Here is a 21720-nt window from a genome sequence, read left to right as displayed (position 1 = left end):
TATAGGTATTGTTAAAGCCTGATACAGGCAAGTAAACACAAATTGCTTGATCAACATGGACGATACAGGCTTCCGGGACCAGCTGCTGTTACAGCCGGAAGGTCCGCTGTCTTCATCCTTTTAATATACCAGTATTCCGGCAAAATCCAAACGCTTTGTTAAAGCAGTCCATCCTACAATATACGAAGACACAAGAGGAGGAAAAGCAACATGAATACAGAGTCACCCAAAGACGTACTGACTATACTGCATACCAATGATATCCACAGCCATTTTGAAAATATGGGCATTCTCGCAGCGGTGGCTGATGATTTTACCGACAGACTGGGACGTGATCATGTTCTGCTCGTTGATATCGGCGATCATATGGATCGGATGGCACTGGAGACCGAAGGCTCGGAAGGTGGTGCCAATATCGATATTATCAATATGACCGGGTATGATGCAGTGACAATTGGCAACAATGAAGGACTTACGTATACTTCGTCCATACTCAATCAGACCTATGCAGGCATTATCTGCCCGGTCGTATGCAGCAATGTGATCGAGCATGAGACCGGTATCCCGCCGATATGGATGAAGACGCACCAGATTATAGAGAAAGGCAGCTGGAAGATTGGCCTGATCGGTGCGACAGCGCCATATGGAGACTTTTATGATCTGCTGGGCTGGGATGTGAGCGATCCAACGGCCAGCCTGCGTCCACTGGTTGAGCAGCTGCGCGGCAAAGTCGATCTGCTCGTGATGCTGTCCCATCTGGGATTGTCGGCGGATCAGCGGCTGGCCGAGCAGCTGCCGGATATCGATGTCATTCTGGGCGGTCATAGTCATCATGTACTGGATCGCCCGCTCTGGGTAGGCTCTACGGTACTCGGTGCAGCCGGCAAGTTCGGACAGTACATGGGACAGATGACCTGGCAAAAGGATACACTCGGCGGACGTGCCCATATGCTGGATGGCGGCCTCATCACCATCACGGAGAATATGCCGCGCGAGGAGACGGTAGAGGCGGCTATTGTGCTGCATCGCCAGCGCGCAGAGGAACGGATGAGTCGTACGGTAGCGATGCTGGAAGCTCCGCTGGAAATTGATTATGAGCACGAGTCTCCGCTGGGCAATCTGCTCGCTCAGGCGGTACGACGTTATACAGGCGCAGAGCTATCAATCGTTAATGCCGGACAGCTGCTGGATGAGCTGCCTGCCGGCGAGATTACAGAGTCCCTATTGCATCGTCTGTGCCCGTCTCCGATCAATCCGTGCATCACACTGCTGCGGGGAAGCAGTATCCGGCGGGCACTGGAACAGTCGCTGCTGTCCGAATTTACGCACAAGGCCATTATGGGCTATGGCTTCCGCGGTAAGATTCTGGGCTGTCTCTGCGTGGACGGACTCCGAATTACCTGTGATCTGTCCAGACCGGCCTATCAGCGGATCACAGCTCTGGAGCTTCATGGAGAGCCGCTGCAGGATGATCGGGAATACAGCGTCGGCTCGCTCGATATGTTTACTTTCCGGATCGGCTATGAATCGCTCAGTGAGAGTGCGGGCGTCACTTATATGCTGTCGGAATTTATCCGGGACCTGCTGCGCAATGAGCTGCAGACGCCGGGAGCAGTGCAGTCCTGTGCCGGACCGCGCTGGTTTATGGTATGATAAACAGGACCTTGTATCGACAATTAGAGGCTGCCTGCACGGCAGCGTTATGATTACACCGATTCAGGGTTAATACATGAGATAAGGTGAAGAACAAATGACAGTAATACACAGAAGTGAATGGCCGCTGAAAGAATTATCCCCGAGTTATGACCCGTGGGACCCGCTGCTATCGCTTCGCCAGTATGGCAAACATACGCTCACCAGCGTAGAGATGACCGTCACCAATCTGTGCAATATGCGCTGTGAACACTGCGCGGTAGGCGATTCTCTGGTGATGCGTGAGCCGGACATGATTCCCCTGCCGCTAATGCTCAAGCGGCTGGACGAGGTAGAGAATCTCCAGACCATCAGCATTACCGGAGGAGAGCCTACATTCCGCAAACAGACTGTGGATGAAGTCATTGTACCTTTGCTTCGATATGCGCGTGAGCGTGGAATCCGTTCACAGATCAACTCCAATCTGACGCTGGATATCGGCCGCTACGAGAAGCTGCTGCCGTATCTGGATGTAATGCATATTTCGTTTAACTATACGTCACCCGATGATTTCCATGAAGTGGGATTTGCCAACAGCGGACATCCGGTTCCGCGCGAAGCCGCTGTCCGCATGTACGACAAAATGATGGAAAATACCCGCCGTCTGAGTGAGGCAGGAATGTTTATTTCCGCAGAATCGATGATCAATTACCGCACTCATCGCAAGCTCCCGGAGATTCATCGTATTATCGGTGAAATGGGCTGCAAGCGTCATGAAGTGCATCCGATGTACGCGGCTGATTTTGCCGCAAGCCTGCCTGTACTGTCCCTGGATGATTTCCGTGCAGCGATCCATGATCTGCTGGATCACCGGGATCAGGACATGTGGATGCTGTTTGGCACGCTACCCTTCTTCAGTTGCAATCCGGAAGCTGCCGATCGTGAACTGGTCTCCCGTCTGTACCGTGAACATAATGTAACAGTGCGCAACGATCCCGACGGACGCAACCGGGTTAATGTGAACATGTTTACAGGTGACGTATTTGTCACGGATTTTGCGGCTATTCCTGCCTTTGGCAATGTCCATGATCGCAAGCTGGATGATGTGTTTGGCGAATGGAGCAACAATCATCCGCTGAATCAGCAGGTGAACTGTCACTGTGATGCGGCAGCCTGCTGTGGACCGAATCTGCTGGTAGCGGATATGTATTACAAAAACACGGATTTCAAATCACGCAAGGCGTTGTTGTAAAAACTGCCATATGCCGGTGATGTGAAACTGCTCTCTTAGGTTATACGACCCGGCGAAGTACCATATATCCGAGAAAAGGGGCGTTCCGGTTGGGGCATGAGTTTGACTTAGGTACTTTATTACTTAATTTAGCATTGGTATTTGTGCTCGTATTTCTGAATGGCTTCTTCGTAGCCGCCGAATTCTCGCTGGTAAAGGTCAGACACTCCCGTCTGACCCAATTGCAGAGCGAAGGGAACCGACTGGCAGGGTATGCGCTCAAGGTGAACAGCAAGCTGGATGCCTATCTGTCCGCTACCCAGTTCGGGATTACCCTCGCATCTCTCGGTCTCGGATGGATCGGGGAACCGGCCATTTCGGATCTGCTGGTGGAGCCGATCATGTACAAACTGGGCTTTGCCGATTCGACGATCATTTCGACGGTATCGGTCATTATCGGCTTTGCCGTGATCACCTTTCTGCATATCGTGCTGGGCGAGCTGGCACCAAAATCGCTGGCGATCCAGCGGACAGATGGAGTATCGCTGGCGCTGTCGGGCCCGCTGTTGTTCTTTTACCGCGTATTCTTTCCATTCATCTGGCTGCTCAATATGGCAGCCAACGCAGTACTGCGTCTGGTTGGTATTGAACCGGCCAGTGAAGCGGATGGAGCCCATTCGGAGGAAGAGATCCGTATTCTGATGAACCAGAGTGCCAAAAGCGGTGTGATGGACGAAGGCGAGATTGAGCTGGTCAATAATATTTTTGAATTTTCCGACCGATTGGCCCGTGAGGTCATGCTGCCCCGTACGGATATGATCTGTCTTTATACGAATCTGTCTCATGAAGAGAATCTGGCGATTATCAATGACACCAAGCATTCACGTTATCCGGTAGCCGTCGAGGACAAGGACCGGATTATCGGGTTCGTACATATTACGGATGTACTGCTGCCGCCGGTTAATCAGCCGTATGATCTGGCATCGCTGGCCCGCCCGATCCTGAATGTCCCGGAATCGATGGAGATCAGCCATGTGCTGCAGCTGATGCAGAAAAATCACGCACAGCTGACGCTTGTAGTGGATGAATACGGCGGAACAGCCGGTCTGTTGACCGCAGAGGAGATTCTCGAAGAAATTGTCGGCGATCTGTATGACGAATTCGAGGACGAGCGTCCGGATGTGGAGATGCTGGGTGATATCATCTCCGTAGATGGCCGCATGCTGATCGAGGATGTCAACGAACTGGCCGGTGTGGAGATCGACGACGATGAGGTCGATTCCATCGGAGGCTGGATGTTCAAGGAGTTGGAAGGCGTACCGGAAGCAGGCAAGACGGTTGAAGTGAATGGCGTTGTATTTGAAGTCGCTGAATCGGAGCGTCTGCGTATTATGCGGGTGCATGTGCATCCGCTGCCGAAGACAGAAGATGAGGAATCCGATGAAGAGCATAAAGATAATGAGGATTCCCGTTCCTGAGTGAACCGAAGCACTGCCATAACGGCAGCCGCAGGGTGAAAGTGCAGAATGCTGTCAGCATAATCACACATTGTGGCTGCTGTTAAATTTACATACAGATAAGGGGTATTGGATAATGACGGATGCAACTGCACTGAAAAGACCGCAAGCGATGATGTTTGATATGGATGGAACGTTGTTTGAGACAGAGACGGTGCTGCTTCCTGCTTATCACAATACGTTTGAGATACTGAAAGAGGAGGGGCTGTACCACGGAGAGACGCCGCCCGATGAGATCATTCTGAGCTGTCTGGGCATGCTGCTGGAGGATATCTGGGCCCGTGTTATGCCAGGTGCGGAGCCGCGTACTGTAGCAAGAGCCAACCAGCTGCTGCTGGATCTCCAGGTGGACGGTATGAGAGCAGGTACTTCCCGTCTGTATCCGCACATCATGGAGACGCTCACCTATCTGCATAAGCAGGGAGTACGCCTGTTTATCGCCAGCAATGGTCTCGAGGGCTATGTCAAAAGCATTGTGGAAGTACATGAGATGGGCTCCCTGCTGGAAGGCGTGTACAGTGCGGGAGAATACCAGACAGCCTCCAAAGTTGATCTGGTAAGACTGTTGCTGGACAACCATACTATTGATTCCGCGTGGATGGTAGGTGACCGTTCCTCGGATGTGGAAGCCGGTCTCAAAAATGGACAAACCGTTATTGGCTGTAATTACGCGGACTTTGGCGATACGAGCGAGCTCGAGGGAGCCGATGTAATTATTACTTCATTTGACCAGCTGCGCCAGCTCTATGACGAAGCCCGATAAGCACAGATCGACCACCTATTTTACATCAGCGCCCAAATCAGTTACCCTGTATAGGACGTGTTCAAGTAATCCTGCCAGAGACAATGTTCTCATGGGCAGACAGGCAAGACAATAATGATTCGGAAAGTGGGAATATACCAATGAATATCTATGACAAAGCACATGAGCTATCCACAGCTATTCGTGACAGCAAGGAAGTATCCGATATTACCGCAGCATTGAAACTGATCGAGAGCGATCCGGAAAGCCAGCGTATGCTGGACGACTTCCGTACGCGTCAGATGGAAGTACAGCAGCGTATGATGTCCGGAGATATGCCAAACCCGGAAGAGATGGAGCAAATGGAGAAACTGTTCGAGGTGCTGAACCTGAACCTGAATATCCGCCGCTTGTTTGACGCCGAGCAGCGTCTGAGCACCATCATCGAAGATATCAACAAAATTATCACCGACAGCCTGAGCCATCTGTATGGTGGAGCTGCAGAGTAATCTGTTGTAATCTGTCGACAGATAAAGGTATAACAGTGATCTGATGAATAACCAGGGAGCGGCAGGGAAACACAGCCGAAGATGGAGAGGCATCGAATCTATTAAAGGCAAATCAAAGAACGAGCGTGATCGCCATAAGTGTATGGTGAGACACGCTCTTTTTTTGTGCTATAATAAATGCACATTGATACAGATGCTGGAAGGTGGTGTTACAGTTGCAGGAACATGAGGAATCGATTACAAAGCATGAACAGCTTTTGCAGCATATTGAGAAGCTCAAAATTGGCTCCAAAATCTCAGTCCGCAAGCTGGCCCGGCAGATGGGCGTCAGCGAAGGCACTGCTTATCGTGCGGTCAAGGAAGCGGAGAACATGGGAATTGTCGTGACCCGCGAACGGATTGGTACGGTACGGATTGAGAAGCGTCCGCGCGGAATCTCCGATCAGTTGACCTTTGCCGATGTGGCGGAGATCGTCGAGGGCAAAGTGCTCGGCGGCGGCAGCGGTCTGGACAAGACGCTCGTCAAATATGCGATAGGTGCGATGAAGATGGACGCGATGATGCGTTATGTGGAGGCGGGCAGCCTGCTGATTGTCGGTAACCGTGAGGATGCTCATTCTCTTGCACTGGAACACGGAGCAGCGGTACTGATTACCGGCGGCTTCGGCACGAGTATGGAAGTCAAGACACTTGCCGATGAGCGCGGACTGCCGATTATTTCGTCCAGGCATGATACATTTACCGTTGCTTCGATGATCAACCGGGCTTTGTTCGACCGGATGATCAAAAAGAAGATCATGCTGGTAGAGGATATTATCGCCGGCAAACCCAAACCCGGTGTGCTCAAGGCATCCAGTACGGCAGCGGACTTTTACGAAGTGGCGGAGAAGACAGGTTATCTGCGCCTCGCCGTCGTCGATGAATGGAACCGGGTCATTGGAATCGTCGGACGCAAGGAGATTGAAGAGCTGCAGGAGAGTCAGCCGATTGAGAAGGTGCTGATCCGCAGACCGATTACCGCAACACTCCAGACATCGCTGGCATCGGCAGCCCAGACGATGATGTGGGAAGGCATTGATTTCCTGCCTATCGTGGACCGAAATCGCAAGCTGATCGGTACGGTCACCCGGCGTGAAGTGCTGCAGGCGATGCGGGATGCCCAGCAGGAGCCGCAGGCGGGCAATGTAGAGACTTTTGATCATCTGATCTGGAACGGATTTGCCGAGGAACGGGATGAAGACGGAGGCATCGTCTATCATGGATTTATTACGCCGCAGATGGCGACCGATCTCGGTAACATTTCGGAAGGCATTCTTATCTCGGTGATGATTCAGGCGGCAGTGCGTACAGCCCGTCTGCTGAGTGGTCATGATTATGTGATCGATAATATTTCGACCTACTTTCTGCGCCCGGTGCAGATCGAGGATGCAATCGTAATTCGTCCGATCGTGCTGGAATCGAGCCGTCGTACCTACAAGTTGGAGATTGAGATCATTTATGAAAATATGCCTGTATCCAAATCGGTGCTGACCCTGCAATCGATCGATCACGGATAAAAAACGCTGCGCGGAGTAGATATCCGCACAGCGTTTTTGGTTTGATTCTTGGATTCTCCCTTAGAGGGCTGTGAATAAGGGCGATTTTTTTTGTGAACACTGCCGGTCCATGGACGGGATATGATAAAATAGTATAGATGAGAATGTATGTTCATTGGTTGCTCCACATCAAACGAAGAAAGCAGGGAAGCGTATGACCCCATTTGTGCATTTGCATGTGCATAGTGAATACAGTCTGCTGGACGGGGCTGCGCGTATCCAGGATCTGGTCGCCAGCGCAGCGGCGGCAGGCATGAATTCGCTGGCGCTGACGGATCATGGCGTCATGTACGGTGCCATCCCGTTCTACAAAGCGTGTCTGCAGCATGGTATCAAGCCGATTATCGGCTGCGAAGTCTATTACACGGCCGGCTCACGCAAAGAGAAGGCTGCACGCAAAGATCAGCCGATTCACCATTTGTTATTGCTCGCCAAAAATGAAACAGGCTACCGGAATCTGATGAAGCTCTGCTCGATCGGACATCTGGAAGGCTTTCACTATAAACCGCGTATCGATGCGGAAGTATTACAGCAGTATCACGACGGCATTATCTGCCTGAGCGCCTGTCTCGGCGGCGAGATTCCACAGCATCTGCTGCATGGACAGCCGGACGAAGCGAGAAAGGCGGCTCTTCGCTATCAGCAGATTTTTGGTGAGGATTTTTATATCGAGCTGCAGGATCACGGTCTGGCAGAGCAGAAAAAGGTCACTCCGCTGCTGATCGAACTGGCGCGCGAACTGAATATACCGCTCGTCGCCACCAACGATGTGCATTATCTGACCGAAGAGGATGCCAAGACCCAGGATGTACTGATCTGTATCGGTACAGGTAAGACGGTCGATGACGAGAGTCGTCTGCGCATACCGACCAATCAGCTGTATCTCAAAAATGGCGAGCAGATGGCATCGCTGTTCCGCTATGTACCCGAAGCCGTCGAGAATACGGTCGCTATCGCGGACAAATGTCATCTGGAACTGACCTTTGGCACGTCGCTGCTGCCTTCTTATCATCCGCTGCCGAAGGGCATGAATGCCGGTACCTACCTGGCCCAGCTGTGCCGGGAAGGACTGATTCAGCGCTATAAAGGAACAGAGCTGTGGAACAATCCCGAAGAGCGTCAGCTGCTGGAAGAGCGGCTGTCCTACGAACTCTCGGTTATCGGCAATATGGGCTTTGATGATTATTTCCTGATCGTATGGGATTTCATGAATTATGCGCATCGCCAGAATATCGCTACCGGTCCTGGACGGGGATCGTCCGCAGGAAGTCTGGTTGCCTATGTGCTGCAGATTACGAATGTCGATCCGATCCGGTACAAGCTGCTGTTTGAACGTTTCCTGAATCCGGACCGGGTGTCCATGCCGGATATCGATATTGATTTCAGCGATCTGCGCCGGGATGAAATGATCGATTATGTGGTGGATAAATACGGTCGTGACCGGGTCGCCCAGATTATTACTTTCGGTACGCTGGCAGCGCGGGCAGCCGTGCGCGATGTCGGCCGGGCGCTTAATGTGCCTTATGCCGATACCGACCGGGCGGCCAAGCTGATCCCGGCACAGATTGGTGTAACGATCCAGCGTGCACTCGACCAGGTGCCGGAACTGAAAGAAAGATATGCCAAATCCGCGCCGGTACGCGAGATGATCGATACGGCGCTCAAGGTCGAAGGCATGCCGCGCCATGCATCCACTCATGCCGCCGGTGTTGTCATTTCCAGCGGTCCTCTGACGGATGTAGTTCCTCTGCAGGAAGGCAGCGAGCACGCGGTACTGACCCAGTACACGATGGAAAATCTGGAAGCGATCGGAATGCTCAAAATGGACTTTCTCGGTCTGCGGACACTGTCGATTATCGAACGCTGTCTGCAGTGGGTCGAAGAACAGACCGGAGAGCAAATTGACTTCAACCGGATTTCATTTGATGATGCGGACACGTATCGGATGCTCAGTCAGGGTGATACGATGGGCGTCTTCCAGCTGGAGTCGCCGGGTATCCGCAGGGTGCTGCGTGATCTGAAGCCAACCGAATTTGAAGATATCGTCTCGGTCAATGCGCTGTACCGTCCGGGTCCGATGGACTTTATCCCAAGATATATCGAAGCCAAGCATGGTCGTGCCGTGCCGGAATATCCGCATGCCGATCTACAACCGATTTTGCAGGATACGTACGGCATTATCGTCTATCAGGAACAGATTATGCAGATTGCTTCGACCATGGCCGGTTTCTCTCTCGGAGAAGCGGATCTGCTGCGCAGAGCCGTGTCCAAGAAGAAGAGAGAGGTGCTGGACCAGGAACGGGAGCATTTTGTACAGGGCAGCCTCAAGCAGGGTTACACCGAGCAGGATGCCAATGCGGTCTATGATATGATCGTACGATTTGCCGATTATGGCTTCCCGCGTGCCCATGCGACCGCCTATGGTGTACTGGCTTTCCAGACGGCCTATCTGAAGGCGCATTATCCGGTACAGTTTATCGCTTCCATGCTGACTGCCGTTATGGGAACGCATCGTAAAGTAGCGGAATACGTACTGGAATGCCAGCGGGTTGGTGTCGAGGTGCTGCCGCCCGATGTGAATACGAGCGGGATTACCTTTACCCCGGTGCTGGAAGCTGTACCATCACAGGATGCAGCAGCCGGCCAACATGCAGCACAGCCAGCAGGACATATCCGCTTCGGTCTTGGTGCAGTCAAAAATGTCGGTACCCAGGCGATTAACAGCATCATCAAAGAGCGAGCGGACCGTCCGTTTGACAGCCTGATTGATTTCTGCCGCCGGGTCGATCCAAAGGCCTGCAATAAACGCGTTATTGAGTCGCTGATCCAGGCCGGTGCGTTTGACAATCTGCCGGGGCATCGTGCCCAGCTGCTGCAGATGCTGGACGAGACGATCAAGGAAGCGGCCAAATGGCGCAAGGAGCGCGAGGAGCTGCAGATCGAGATGTTTGACTTTGATCTCGGGGAGAAGCCTAACTGGGAAGTCTCCTATCCCGATGTACCGCCGTTCACGGCAGGGGAACAGCTGGAATTTGAGCGCGAGCTGCTCGGTCTGTACTTGTCCGGCCATCCATTGGATGATTACGAACGGGCGATTGAGGAGTCAGGTCTGTCTCGGCTGATGAATCTGCATGAAGCCGAGGATGACAGCATGGTGGCTGTTGCCGGTATGGTCGTCTCTCTTAAGGCGATTACGACCAAGCAGGGCAAAGCGATGGCCTTTATGGAAATGGAAGATCAGATCGAGAAATGCGAGGTTGTCATGTTCCCGGAAGTATGGCGCAAATACCGCGAACTCGTGGACAAAGGCGTCCTGCTCATCGTCCGGGGCCGTCTTCAGCAGCAGGAGGAAGAAGGCTTCAAACTGCTCGCCGAAGAAGCGGTATCCCTTACCCCGGCGGCAGCCGCAGAGATGGCGGAGAAATCACGCCAGCGGCGCAGCAAGGGATCGGGCAGCAGCACGCCAGCAGCGCGACGTCCGGCAGCCAAGGCTCCATCCGCGCCGGCAGTCGCCGCTGCAGACACCGGCAACTCTTCTGCTGCTTCACCATCCCGTCCGCCGTCCCGATCCGCAGCCAAAGACGGAGCCGATCCGTCCGGCAGCGGCAAGCCGAGCCAGACCGTGTATATCAAAGTCACCCGTGAAGCCCAGCAGGCAGGCAAGCTGGAACAGCTCAAGGAACTGCTGTCGAGTCATCCCGGCCAGCTCGGAACGGTACTTTTTTACGAAGAAAGCCAGAAGCTGCTCGATCTGAGCGACAGCTACCGGATCAAGCCTTCGCCTGCATTGTTCCAAGAAATGGAACAAATGCTCGGAGAAGGCACCGTAAAAGTCAAGTAGAAAAGCGTCCTGAGATCCACCGGTTATGATCGACCGGTGGATTGATTTATTATCTGCGCTCTTTGTTGCGGCAAAAAAGTGTGGTATGGTATCATTATCCCATTATGTGGGCTAAAGTATGTCTATTTTGTGTATTTACTGAGTCCAGCTTGTGTTCGGTATAAATAATAATCATTTATTCAATAAGCAGGGGAACAAGTATACGTCTGAAGAGGTGTAGTTGTGTTTAGAGATTTATTTCAGAAGAAAAAAAAATATGCGACCATTCCTTCACAGCGCTGGAGCAATGAGTCCGCATCAGATGAGCCGTCGCAGGAACGCCCAAAACGGGAAATCCCGGAAGGGCTGATGAACAAGTGCAGCAAGTGCGGCACGATTCACTACAGCAAGGAACTGGAAAAGAACTTGAAAGTCTGCAGCAGCTGCGGCTACCATATGCGCCTGAATGCGATTGAGCGAATCGTAATGACCGTTGACGAAGGCAAGTTTACGGAAATGGATGCGGGTATGGAATCGATTGATCCGCTGAACTTCCCGGGCTATGCCAAAAAGCTGGAGCAGCAAAAGATGAACTCCGGCCTGCGTGACGCTGTTATTACAGGCGAAGGTATGATCGAGGGGCATCCGGTGATGCTCGCGGTGATGAGCTTTGACTTTTTCAGCGGCAGCATGGGTTCGGTAGTCGGGGAGAAAATCACCCGTGTTATCGAAGCAGCGGATGAGCGCAATCTGCCGCTGATCATGTTCTCCACTTCCGGGGGTGCCCGTATGCAGGAGAGTATCATCAGTCTGATGCAGATGGCCAAGACGAGTGCGGCACTGTCGCGCTTCCAGGAGAACGGCGGACTGTACATTTCCGTCATTACCGATCCGACGATGGGCGGCGTGTCTGCGAGCTTCGCGACACTGGGCGATATTATTATCGCCGAGCCGGGAGCCTTGTTTGGCTTTGCCGGACGCATTGTTATTGAACAGACGATCCGCCAGAAGCTGCCTGACAATTTCCAGACTGCAGAGTTCAACCTGGAACATGGACAGCTGGATATGGTTGTTCACCGTAAAGACATGAAGACTATGTTGTCCGATCTGCTGGACTTTCATAGCGGGAAAGGGGGATTTTAAGTGGCAGGAGAGATGCCTTTTGAAATGCCTCTCGTTGAATTGCGCAAAAAGATCGACGAGCTGAAGCAGTTCGGTCAGGAAAAAGGAATTGATTTCGCTGATGAAATTAACCGTCTGGAAGAGCGTTACCGCCAGATGGAGAGCGAGATCTATACACATATCAGCCCGGCGCAGAAAATGCACCTGGCTCGCAATCAGCAGCGTCCGACAACGCTGGATCTGATTCCGCTGATTTTCACGGACTTTATCGAGCTGCATGGTGACCGCATGTTCGGCGACGATCTTGCGATTGTCGGCGGACTGGCACGCCTGGAGGGCAAGCCGGTGACGGTAATCGGTCATCAGCGGGGTAAAGATACCAAGGATAATATCGCCCGTTTCTTCGGCAGTCCTCACCCCGAGGGCTACCGCAAATCGATTCGTCTCATGAAGCAGGCGGAGAAATTTGGCCGTCCAATTATTACGTTTATTGATACCAAGGGTGCGTATCCGGGTAATACAGCAGAAGAGCGCGGTCAGTCTGAAGCGATCGCCCGCAGCCTGTGGGAGATGGCCAGATTGCGTGTGCCTGTCATCTGTGTAGTTATTGGCGAAGGTGGAAGCGGCGGTGCGCTGGCGATCGGCGTAGGTAACCGTGTACTTATGATGGAAAATGCAATCTATTCGGCGATCTCGCCAAATGGTGCAGCCTCCATCCTCTGGAAAGATGCGTCCAAAGCCGATCAGGCTGCCGAAGCGATGAAGATTACAGCAGATGATCTGCTGCTTATGGAAATCATCGAAGGCATTATACCTGAACCGCGCGGCGGCGCTCACAAAGATTACGAAGCGACCGGAGCAGCCCTCAAGGAACATTTGCTGATCCATCTGCAGGAGTTGTCTGGTATGGACGGCGAAGCACTGGTGGAGCAGCGCTATCAGAAGTTCCGCAAGATCGGTGAATTTGCGGAACAACGAGTGAGCAGTACTTTCTTTGGCAATCCGGATGAAAGCGAACGTCTGAACGTCAAGCCGGCAGCAGATGAATTGATGGAGCCGATTGATCATACGACCAAGCAGCTGTCTTCACTGGCAGAACGACCGGGGGATGAAGAAGCTCCACGCGCTCCCCATCATTAATACAGGCATTCCAGGCGGAATTTATATGTAATTTACACAGGCATCGTATAATTTACTACAGAGTCTCGAAAATGGCTTATGATGATCCCGGTAGCATCCGCCGACCGGCTTCTTCAACAAGCTGTATACAAAAGCGAGAATTTGTAGTAAATTTGTTTGTTGGGGCTTGTTGTTTCTAACCAGCAGGCTATGTTGGAAAGAGAAAAATAGAGAGACCTTGAAAACGGAGGAAATCGATTATGCGCAAAACGAAGATTGTATGTACGATTGGACCGGCAAGTGAGTCCCTGGAGAACACGAAAAAACTGATCATGGCAGGTATGAACGTATCCCGCCTGAACTTTTCCCACGGTGATTTCGAAGAGCACGGCAACCGTATCAAAAACATCAAGCAAGCCAGTAAGGAACTGGGTAAAACCGTTGCGATCCTGTTGGATACCAAAGGTCCGGAAATCCGTATCGGCAAACTGAAAGAAGAGCCGATTGATCTGGTTCAGGATGAGTACATCACGCTGACTACCGAAGAAATCCTCGGTGACCAGCATCGTCTGACTGTATCTTACCAGGATCTGCCGGGAGACGTGGAAGTAGGTTCCACAATTCTGATCGACGATGGTCTGATCGGTCTGAGTGTAGTACAGGTTCTGGGTACTGAAATCAAGTGCCGTATCGTTAACGGCGGACAAATCAAAGGCCGCAAAGGCGTTAACGTACCGGGCGTGAACATTTCCCTGCCAGGTATTACTGAAAAAGATGCGAACGATATTATTTTCGGTATTGAGCAGGGTGTAGACTTCATCGCTGCTTCCTTCGTACGTAAAGCAAGCGACGTACTGGAAATCCGTAAACTGCTTGAAGAAAAAGGTGCTCCGCACATTCAAATCATCTCCAAAATTGAGAACCAGCAGGGTGTCGACAACCTGGATGAGATCCTGGAAGTATCCGACGGTCTGATGGTAGCCCGTGGTGACCTTGGTGTGGAAATTCCTGCCGAAGAAGTACCACTGGTACAAAAACGCATGATCGAGAAATGTAATCGTGCAGGCAAACCGGTTATCACAGCAACTCAAATGCTGGATTCCATGCAGCGCAATCCTCGCCCGACCCGTGCGGAAGCGAGTGACGTAGCCAACGCGATCTTCGACGGAACCGATGCAATCATGCTGTCCGGTGAAACAGCTGCCGGTAAATATCCGGTAGAATCTGTACTGACTATGTCCCGCATCGCGGAGAAAGCGGAATCCGCACTGGATTACCGTGAAATCTTCCTGAAGCAGAGTCATGCACAACAAACAACTGTAACGGAAGCGATCAGCCAATCCGTAACAAGCTGTGCGATGGATCTGAACGCAACAGCGATCATCTCTTCCACAGAGTCCGGTCACACTGCACGTGTAGTATCCAAATATCGTCCGCAGGCACCAATCATTGCGGTAACGACTAAGGAACAAACCATGCGTCGTCTGGCTCTGACATGGGGCGTACTGCCTGTCAAAGGTACAGATGCTCATTCAACTGACGAACTGTTCGATATCGCCCTGCAGGGTGGTAAAGATTCCGGTCTGCTCAAAGAAGGCGATCTGGTTGTAATCACAGCCGGTATCCCACTGGGCAAATCCGGTTCAACGAACCTCATCAAAGTAGCACAAATGTCCGCGAAGTAATCCGGCATAGTGCTTATATCGTACGATGCAAAAAAAGCAGTGGATTCTTCCATTGCTTTTTTTGCTGATTGGCCACGGTTATAACTGCGAAAAGCAGCATAATGAACAGACCGGACCTACCTGCACATAGAAACAGACACATGGAAATAGACATATGAAAATAGAGAAGAGTGGAGGAAGACAGTATGGCCAGAGAGCAACTGCAGCTGCCAAGCGAATGGCATGGAATTTCTTTTCGGGTACGGTATCAGGAGAATGATCCGATGGGGGTCGTGTATCATACCAATTATCTGAACTGGTTTGAGCTGGGACGGACCGAGATGATCCGTGATCTGGGATTTCGTTACCGGGATATGGAAGCGGCGGGTGTGCTGCTGCCGCTGGTGGATGCTTCCCTCAGTTACGGCCGACCGGCACGGTACGATGACCGTGTCGCCGTCTATACCCGTGTCGTCAACTTCTCCAGACTGCGGATCGATTATGAATACCGGATTCATCTGCTCGCTGATGACGATCAGCACTCGGTCGGTGATGCTTCAGCTGCCGGACCACGAGTGACCTTTCCGGATGGTGCAGAGCTGCCTGGTGAGCCGCTGACAGGCGGTTCGACGCGGCATGTATGGGTGAGCAGGGACTTCGTTCCAGTGCGGCTTGATAAAGTTCTGCCGCAGCTGTATGATTCACTTGTACGGTCTTTGCAATAGGAGAGGAGAGGTACAGGTTGAAGAAATGGATTGCGGCACTCATAATTATTGTGCCACTCCTGGAATGGTACATTTTTTTGCAAATGATTGAATGGATTGGCGGCTGGAATACGCTGATTCTACTCATATTGACCTCGCTGATTGGCTTTGTCATGATGAGGTTTGAAGGACGCAAAGTACTCGAAGACACCCGGGCACTGATCAATGCCGGTCAGCCGCCAGGCCGTAAAATACTGGATGGACTATGCGTATTTATCGGTGGCATCATGCTGGTACTGCCAGGATTTATACTGGACGTTATCGGTTTTACTATCGTATTTCCGCTGACCCGTCCGCTGTATCGCAATCTGCTGCTCAAGTGGATTGAGAAGCGTATGAAAAAGGGCTCCATTACGATCTATCGGCCATAACGGTCAGCACGGAAAAAGACTTCCCTTGGAATAAAGGAAGTCTTTTTTTGATGCTCACATCGGTCATTCCCAGCAGTTCATATATGAGTTCATCTTACTTTACGGTTAACGTTACCGAACTCTTCCATTAACGATATAATTGCGCAGATCGCGGAAGACGTTGGCCCGGTTCAGCGCGGTGGCAAATACGAGAGTAACCGGGCCGATCAGCAGACCGAGCGCGCCGAACAGCTTGAGACCGACAAACATGCTGATCAGGGTGGCAAGCGGGTCGAGTCCCACATTGCTGGCAAGTATCTTGGGCTCCATCATCTGCCGGACAATCAGCACAATTACATACAATACGCTCAGACCGATCCCCAGCCGCAGATCTCCGCTCATAAAGTTATATAGCGCCCACGGAATCATGACGATGCCCACCCCCAGATAGGGCAGCAGATCGACCATGCCAATCAGCAATCCGATCAGCAATGCCGATTGCACATCGAGGATAAACAGTCCGATAATTACGATAATGCCTGTAATGGAAATCAGGATAAACTGCGCCTTGATATAACCGAACAGCGCCTTTTGCAAATCGCTCCAGATCGCGGTGGCAGGCTGGCGAATGCTGGAAGGGAACCAGCCGGCGACGATGCGTGTATGCCGCTCCCAGCTGTTGCTGATAAAGAAAGCGGACAGTACCACCACCACGATAATCCAGGCAAAGTTCGGCAGCGCCGTCAGGAAATCGAGCACCATGTTCAGGAGACTGGTCACAATGCCGCTGACCATACCGGATACGCTCTGACTTGTCTGGTTCAGATTGTCATTGATCGTATCCTGATACGGATTTTCCTGCAGAAAGGTACTGATCTCATCGGTGATGGATTTGATCCGATCATTCTCCGTCCAACCGACCAGGGTCTGCCGCCAGCTGTCGACATGTTCATTGAATGTCTCGGTGAGTGTAATTGTCTCCTGGACGAGCCGGGTGACCAGCAGTGACAGCAGGGTGAGCAGACCGCCGACATACAGTAGCAGAGAGACCGACACCGCCAGCCAGCGCGGAAAATGCAAACGCCGCTGCAGCAGACGAATCAGCGGATTCATCGCATAGGCGAACAACCAGGCAAGCAGCAGTGGATACAGCAGGGGAAACAGATAGCGTACAGCGATGGCCGTAATGATAATGGTCACCAGTACCCATAGGCCTCGAAGCAGCCGGTTGCGGATGGTAGTATTCAAAATAGTCAATCTCCTTGGCGCTCAAAGTGTGGAATATGTAATCCAGTGTATACCATGATGTTAAACGGCGAGCCAAAGGTTTGAAACGAAGGAGCAAGATAAACAGCAGATATCTTGATCAGAGGACCATTTCTTTTTTTGCCCTTTGGCAAATGGTATAATGGGAGGAAAAAATGGGGGCTGCCGCATGAAAGCCAAACTGGAAGATGTTGCCCGACTGGCCGGTGTCTCGCCGACCACGGTATCACGTATGATGAATAACCGGGGATACGTCAGCGAAGCGACCAAAACAAAAGTACGCAGCGCCATGGAGGAACTGAATTATTTTCCCAATGATATCGCACGTTCACTGTTCAACAAACGTACGAATCTGATCGGGCTTATTTTGCCGACTACAGCCAATCCGTTTTTTGGAGAGCTGACTTTTCATATTGAAAATCTGTGTGCCGCACATGGTCTCAAGGTGCTGCTATGCAATAGTCTGAACCGGATCGACAAGGAGGAGCAGTATGCCGAGATGCTGATGCGCAATCAGGTGGACGGTATTATCGTCGGTACGCATAACCGCGGCATTCTCAACTACAAACGCTCCAATCTGGCTGTAGTGGCAATCGACCGCTATCTGTCCGAGACGATTCCGGTAGTCAGCTCCGACAACTACGAGGGCGGCAGGCTGGCCACGCAGCGGCTGATTGACCGGGGATGCCGTCATATTCTCCATTTCAACGGACCGGCAGAACTGGAGACGCCTGCACAACTGCGCCGAAAAGCATTCGAGGATATCACGCAGCAGCATGGATTGCCGCATTATACATACGAGATGGAGCTGCCGCTCGATCGTGAAGACCAGCTGACCGTGATCCGGCGTGCCCTGGATGAGCATCCCGAGGCAGATGGCGTCTTTGCGAGCAATGATATGATCGCCGCTTCGGTTATCCATGAGGCAGGTATCCGCGGTATATGCATTCCGGATGATCTTAAAATAGTCGGCTATGACGGAACGGTAGTAACATCCTCATTTATGCCACAGCTGACGACTATACGCCAGCCGATTGAAGCAATCGCCAATACCGCGATAGATATGCTGCTGCGGGAAATTGAAGGCGAGTTCGATGAAACCGCCCGCCAGATCGTGCTGCCGGTTGAGCTGTATGAAGGAACAACTGCCTAGCGCATTGGAGAAGAGGGTTGAGCTGGTCACAATCATACCGGATCGCTGCTGTGTATAACAAAATAGTATAATATGCACGGTTGAGGCGTCTTCGTACGAAGGCGCTTTTGTGCTGCTCCATTTATATGTATGTCATCCGGTTGACATATGAAACCGGTTGACATACAATTCTTGCAAGAAAGCACTTACATGAACAAAGGAGCGAGCGCTATGCCTGTATCAAAAAGCCTGTACTGGAAGCTGAGCTTTTACTTTTTCTTCTTTTTCGTATGCTGGTCTTCCAGCTACTCCCTTTTCTCCATCTGGCTTGGACAGGAGATGAAGCTGACGGGGGCACAGAATGGTCTCATTTTCTCTGTAAACGCTATCTTTGCCCTTTGCGCCCAGCCGCTGTACGGCTACATATCCGACAAGATTGGATTGAGACGGAATATTCTGCTATTTATCAGCCTATTGCTTGTATTTACCGGACCGTTTTTCGTTTTTGTTTATGGTCCGCTGCTGCAGGTCAATATATGGCTGGGAGCTATTGTCGGCGGATTGTTTTTAAGTGTCGGTTTTCTGGCGGGAGTCGGGGCGATCGAGACGTACGTGGAAAAAGTCAGCCGCAAGTACGGATTTGAGTATGGGCGCTCGCGGATGTGGGGATCGCTTGGCTGGGCAGCAGCCACCTTTTTTGCAGGACAGCTGTTCAACCTGAATCCCAATATCAATTTCTGGATCTCCTCGGTGTCGGCAGTCATTCTCGTAGGAATCATTTTGTCGGTACGGATAGATGTATCGGAAAGCGAATTGGAAAAGGCAGCTTCCGTCACGCTCAAAGATATTGGTACTCTATTTACGCTGCGGCCGTACTGGTATTTTATGCTGTATGTGATCGGTGTGGCCTGCGTATACGGTGTGTATGATCAGCAGTTTCCGATTTATTACTCCTCGCTGTTCCCGTCTGCCGAGGTGGGCAATCAAGTATATGGTTATTTGAATTCCTTTCAGGTATTTCTGGAAGCGGGTATGATGTTCATGGCTCCGTTCGTCGTCAACAAACTCGGTGCCAAAAAATCGCTGATTCTTGCCGGACTGCTGATGGCTCTGCGTATCGTCGGTTCCGGACTTGTCTTCGAGCCGATTGGGATTTCAGCGGTCAAGCTGATTCATGCGCTGGAGCTGCCGATTATGCTGATCGCCATTTTCAAATATCTGGCGGCGCATTTTGATACACGGCTGTCTTCGATTTTGTATCTCGTCGGTTTTCAGTTCGCTTCCCAGGTCGGGCAGGCTGTGCTGTCACCGATTGCCGGCTCGCTGTACGATGGCATCGGTTTCCGTTATACCTATCTGGTGATGGGTGCACTCGTACTGCTGTTCACGATGATCTCGATCTTCACTTTGTTCAATGACAAAAATCAAACGCCTCAGCTCAAGGGCAAGCTGAAAACGCAGCAGCTAACCTGAAAAATATATGATCCGTGGCACACCTTGCATACTGCCTTTAAGGCTGTCCAGATGCGGATTTCACCAACTACTTTCAAGGAGGAACTATCCATGTCTACATTTCATTCCATCCAGCAAGCTGCCGAGGCACTCCAGCTTGCCGGTCAGAAGCTTAATCCGCAGTACCGTCCCGGCTATCATATTGCCGCTCCCGCCAACTGGATCAATGATCCAAACGGGCTGGTCCAGTTTAACGGGGAATACCACGTATTTTACCAGCATCATCCGTATGACGAGAACTGGGGACCGATGCACTGGGGTCATGTAAAAAGCACTGATCTTGTTCACTGGGAGCATTGTCCGATTGCGCTGGCACCGGGTGATGAGTGCGACCGGGACGGCTGCTTTTCCGGCAGTGCCGTGGATGATAACGGTGTGCTGACGCTTGTCTATACCGGACATCATTATACCGACAAGGCAAAGGATCTGTTTACCCAGAACCAGAATATTGCAGTCAGCCGTGATGGCATTACTTTTGAGAAATACACATCCAATCCGGTTATCGCCGAGCCACCGGCAGACAGCGCTCATCATTTCCGCGATCCCAAGGTATGGAAGCATGGGGATACCTGGTATATGGTGCTCGGTAATGCTACGCCGGATGGTCATGGACGGGTTATTTTGTACCATTCTCCGGATTTGCGGGAGTGGACGTATGACGGTGTCCTGGCTGCAAGCGATGGTACGCTTGGTTTTATGTGGGAATGTCCCGATTTTTTCGAGCTGGACGGTCGGTATGTGCTGCTGTTCTCGCCGCAGGGCATGGAGCGTGAGCAGGAGCGTTATATGAACCTGTTCCAGACCGGTTATCTCGTCGGTGAGTACGACTATGCAACCAATGACTTCCGGCATGGCGAATTTCGGGAAATGGATCATGGACACGACTTTTATGCGGTGCAGACATTGCTGGACGATCAAGGGCGCCGCATTGCGATCGGCTGGATGGACATGTGGGAGTCGGATATGCCGACCAAGGCACACGGGTGGGCAGGCGCATTGACACTGCCGCGTGTGCTGAATCTGGACAAAGACGGCCGTCTGCTTATGAATCCTGTCCCGGAAATGAACCTGCTGCGCCAGGAACAGTACCATTTGGGAACAGCTTTTACCGTGAACGATCGTCATCATGAAGTGATAACCGAATCCCTGCTGGAAATTCGCGCTGTATTTGATCTGACCCACAGCGATGCGGAAAAGGTCGGTCTGACGCTGCACAGCGGAGAGGCTGATGAGACGGTTATCGTCTATGATATCGCTGCTGGTAAATTGACGCTCGACGCTTCCAAATCCGGCAAGCCGCAAGATGGCATTCGCACCGCTCCGCTGCAGCATGACGGACTGCTCACCCTGCGCATATTTCTGGATCGTTCTTCCATCGAAGTATTTGCCAACGATGGTCGGGCGACACTGACCAGCCGCATTTATCCGACCGGCAAAGCGACAGAACTGGATCTATTTGCAGTCGGAGGCGAGACATTTGTACAGGAATGGACCTGCTGGACGCTTGAGGACGTCTGGAAGGATGCATACGACAAGAATGAAGAAAGTGAATGATCAGCAGCTGAAATAGAGTAGTTTATGCAGCAGATCGTATATAGTGGTGAGTCTGTTGTCTGGATTTCTCCTTCGGATAGTATGATAGATAAGGCCCAAATCAATATACTTCAGGCGAGCCGATAGGAATATCCCTGTCGGCTTTACTGCTATGCAGCAGAAGCGAAAATGAATATTGACTGCATAATCAC

16 protein-coding genes are annotated in these 21720 nt (G+C 51.7%); 15 read left to right on the top strand and 1 reads right to left on the bottom strand.

Annotation, left to right across the window (positions count from 1 at the left end; genetic code table 11):
* Positions 1-210: 210 nt before the first annotated feature.
* From M1D61_RS15215 to M1D61_RS15160, 12 genes are all read left to right on the top strand, one after another.
* Positions 211-1653 carry a bifunctional metallophosphatase/5'-nucleotidase gene (locus tag M1D61_RS15215; RefSeq protein WP_458119501.1) on the top strand — a complete coding sequence of 481 codons (1443 nt, stop codon included), beginning with the start codon at positions 211-213 and terminating at the stop codon, positions 1651-1653.
* A 97-nt stretch (positions 1654-1750) separates the two neighbouring features.
* Positions 1751-2884: a radical SAM/CxCxxxxC motif protein YfkAB gene (gene yfkAB, locus M1D61_RS15210; RefSeq protein ID WP_458119500.1), complete on the top strand. Its 1134-nt coding sequence runs from the start codon at positions 1751-1753 to the stop codon at positions 2882-2884.
* 89 nt (positions 2885-2973) lie between these two features.
* Complete coding sequence (locus M1D61_RS15205) at positions 2974-4341, top strand: hemolysin family protein (RefSeq protein ID WP_458119499.1); 1368 nt, start codon at positions 2974-2976, stop codon at positions 4339-4341.
* A gap of 115 nt (positions 4342-4456) precedes the next feature.
* On the top strand, positions 4457-5143 hold the full coding sequence (locus M1D61_RS15200; protein WP_458119498.1) for an HAD family hydrolase: 687 nt from the start codon (positions 4457-4459) through the stop codon (positions 5141-5143).
* A 140-nt stretch (positions 5144-5283) separates the two neighbouring features.
* Positions 5284-5631 (top strand): YlbF family regulator, encoded by a 348-nt coding sequence (locus M1D61_RS15195; RefSeq protein ID WP_017811245.1) that lies wholly within the window; start codon positions 5284-5286, stop codon positions 5629-5631.
* Between the two features lie 215 nt (positions 5632-5846).
* The gene (locus M1D61_RS15190) at positions 5847-7187 is read left to right on the top strand and encodes a DRTGG domain-containing protein (RefSeq protein ID WP_458119497.1); all 1341 of its coding nucleotides are present in this window, start codon (positions 5847-5849) and stop codon (positions 7185-7187) included.
* 193 nt (positions 7188-7380) lie between these two features.
* Positions 7381-11067 (top strand): DNA polymerase III subunit alpha, encoded by a 3687-nt coding sequence (locus M1D61_RS15185; protein WP_458119496.1) that lies wholly within the window; start codon positions 7381-7383, stop codon positions 11065-11067.
* A gap of 222 nt (positions 11068-11289) precedes the next feature.
* Positions 11290-12189 (top strand): acetyl-CoA carboxylase, carboxyltransferase subunit beta, encoded by a 900-nt coding sequence (gene accD, locus M1D61_RS15180; protein ID WP_458119495.1) that lies wholly within the window; start codon positions 11290-11292, stop codon positions 12187-12189.
* Positions 12190-13308 (top strand): acetyl-CoA carboxylase carboxyltransferase subunit alpha, encoded by a 1119-nt coding sequence (locus tag M1D61_RS15175; protein ID WP_458119493.1) that lies wholly within the window; start codon positions 12190-12192, stop codon positions 13306-13308.
* Positions 13309-13547: 239 nt separating this feature from the next.
* A complete protein-coding gene (gene pyk, locus M1D61_RS15170) occupies positions 13548-14972 on the top strand; it encodes a pyruvate kinase (RefSeq protein ID WP_458119492.1) in 1425 nt (474 codons plus the stop codon).
* Positions 14973-15157: 185 nt separating this feature from the next.
* On the top strand, positions 15158-15676 hold the full coding sequence (locus tag M1D61_RS15165) for an acyl-CoA thioesterase (protein WP_458119491.1): 519 nt from the start codon (positions 15158-15160) through the stop codon (positions 15674-15676).
* Between the two features lie 17 nt (positions 15677-15693).
* Entirely contained in the window at positions 15694-16086 is a 393-nt protein-coding gene (locus M1D61_RS15160) for an FxsA family protein (RefSeq protein WP_046215567.1), read from the top strand.
* 111 nt (positions 16087-16197) lie between these two features.
* Here M1D61_RS15160 and ytvI read toward each other — a convergent pair whose 3' ends face one another.
* A complete protein-coding gene (gene ytvI, locus M1D61_RS15155) occupies positions 16198-17313 on the bottom strand; it encodes a sporulation integral membrane protein YtvI (protein WP_458119490.1) in 1116 nt (371 codons plus the stop codon).
* Between the two features lie 187 nt (positions 17314-17500).
* On the opposite strand from ytvI, the gene M1D61_RS15150 reads away from it, so the two are divergent.
* The 3 genes from M1D61_RS15150 (at position 17501) to M1D61_RS15140 (ending at position 21529) form a co-directional block, all read left to right on the top strand.
* The gene (locus tag M1D61_RS15150) at positions 17501-18484 is read left to right on the top strand and encodes a LacI family DNA-binding transcriptional regulator (protein WP_458119488.1); all 984 of its coding nucleotides are present in this window, start codon (positions 17501-17503) and stop codon (positions 18482-18484) included.
* A 210-nt stretch (positions 18485-18694) separates the two neighbouring features.
* On the top strand, positions 18695-19936 hold the full coding sequence (locus M1D61_RS15145; RefSeq protein ID WP_458119486.1) for an oligosaccharide MFS transporter: 1242 nt from the start codon (positions 18695-18697) through the stop codon (positions 19934-19936).
* A gap of 90 nt (positions 19937-20026) precedes the next feature.
* Positions 20027-21529 (top strand): glycoside hydrolase family 32 protein, encoded by a 1503-nt coding sequence (locus M1D61_RS15140; protein WP_458119484.1) that lies wholly within the window; start codon positions 20027-20029, stop codon positions 21527-21529.
* Positions 21530-21720: the final 191 nt, after the last annotated feature.

The organism is Paenibacillus sp. Z6-24, from assembly GCF_054161335.1.
The sequence above is the reverse complement of the archived record's forward strand: the minus strand, read 5'-3'. Positions and strand labels throughout refer to the sequence as shown.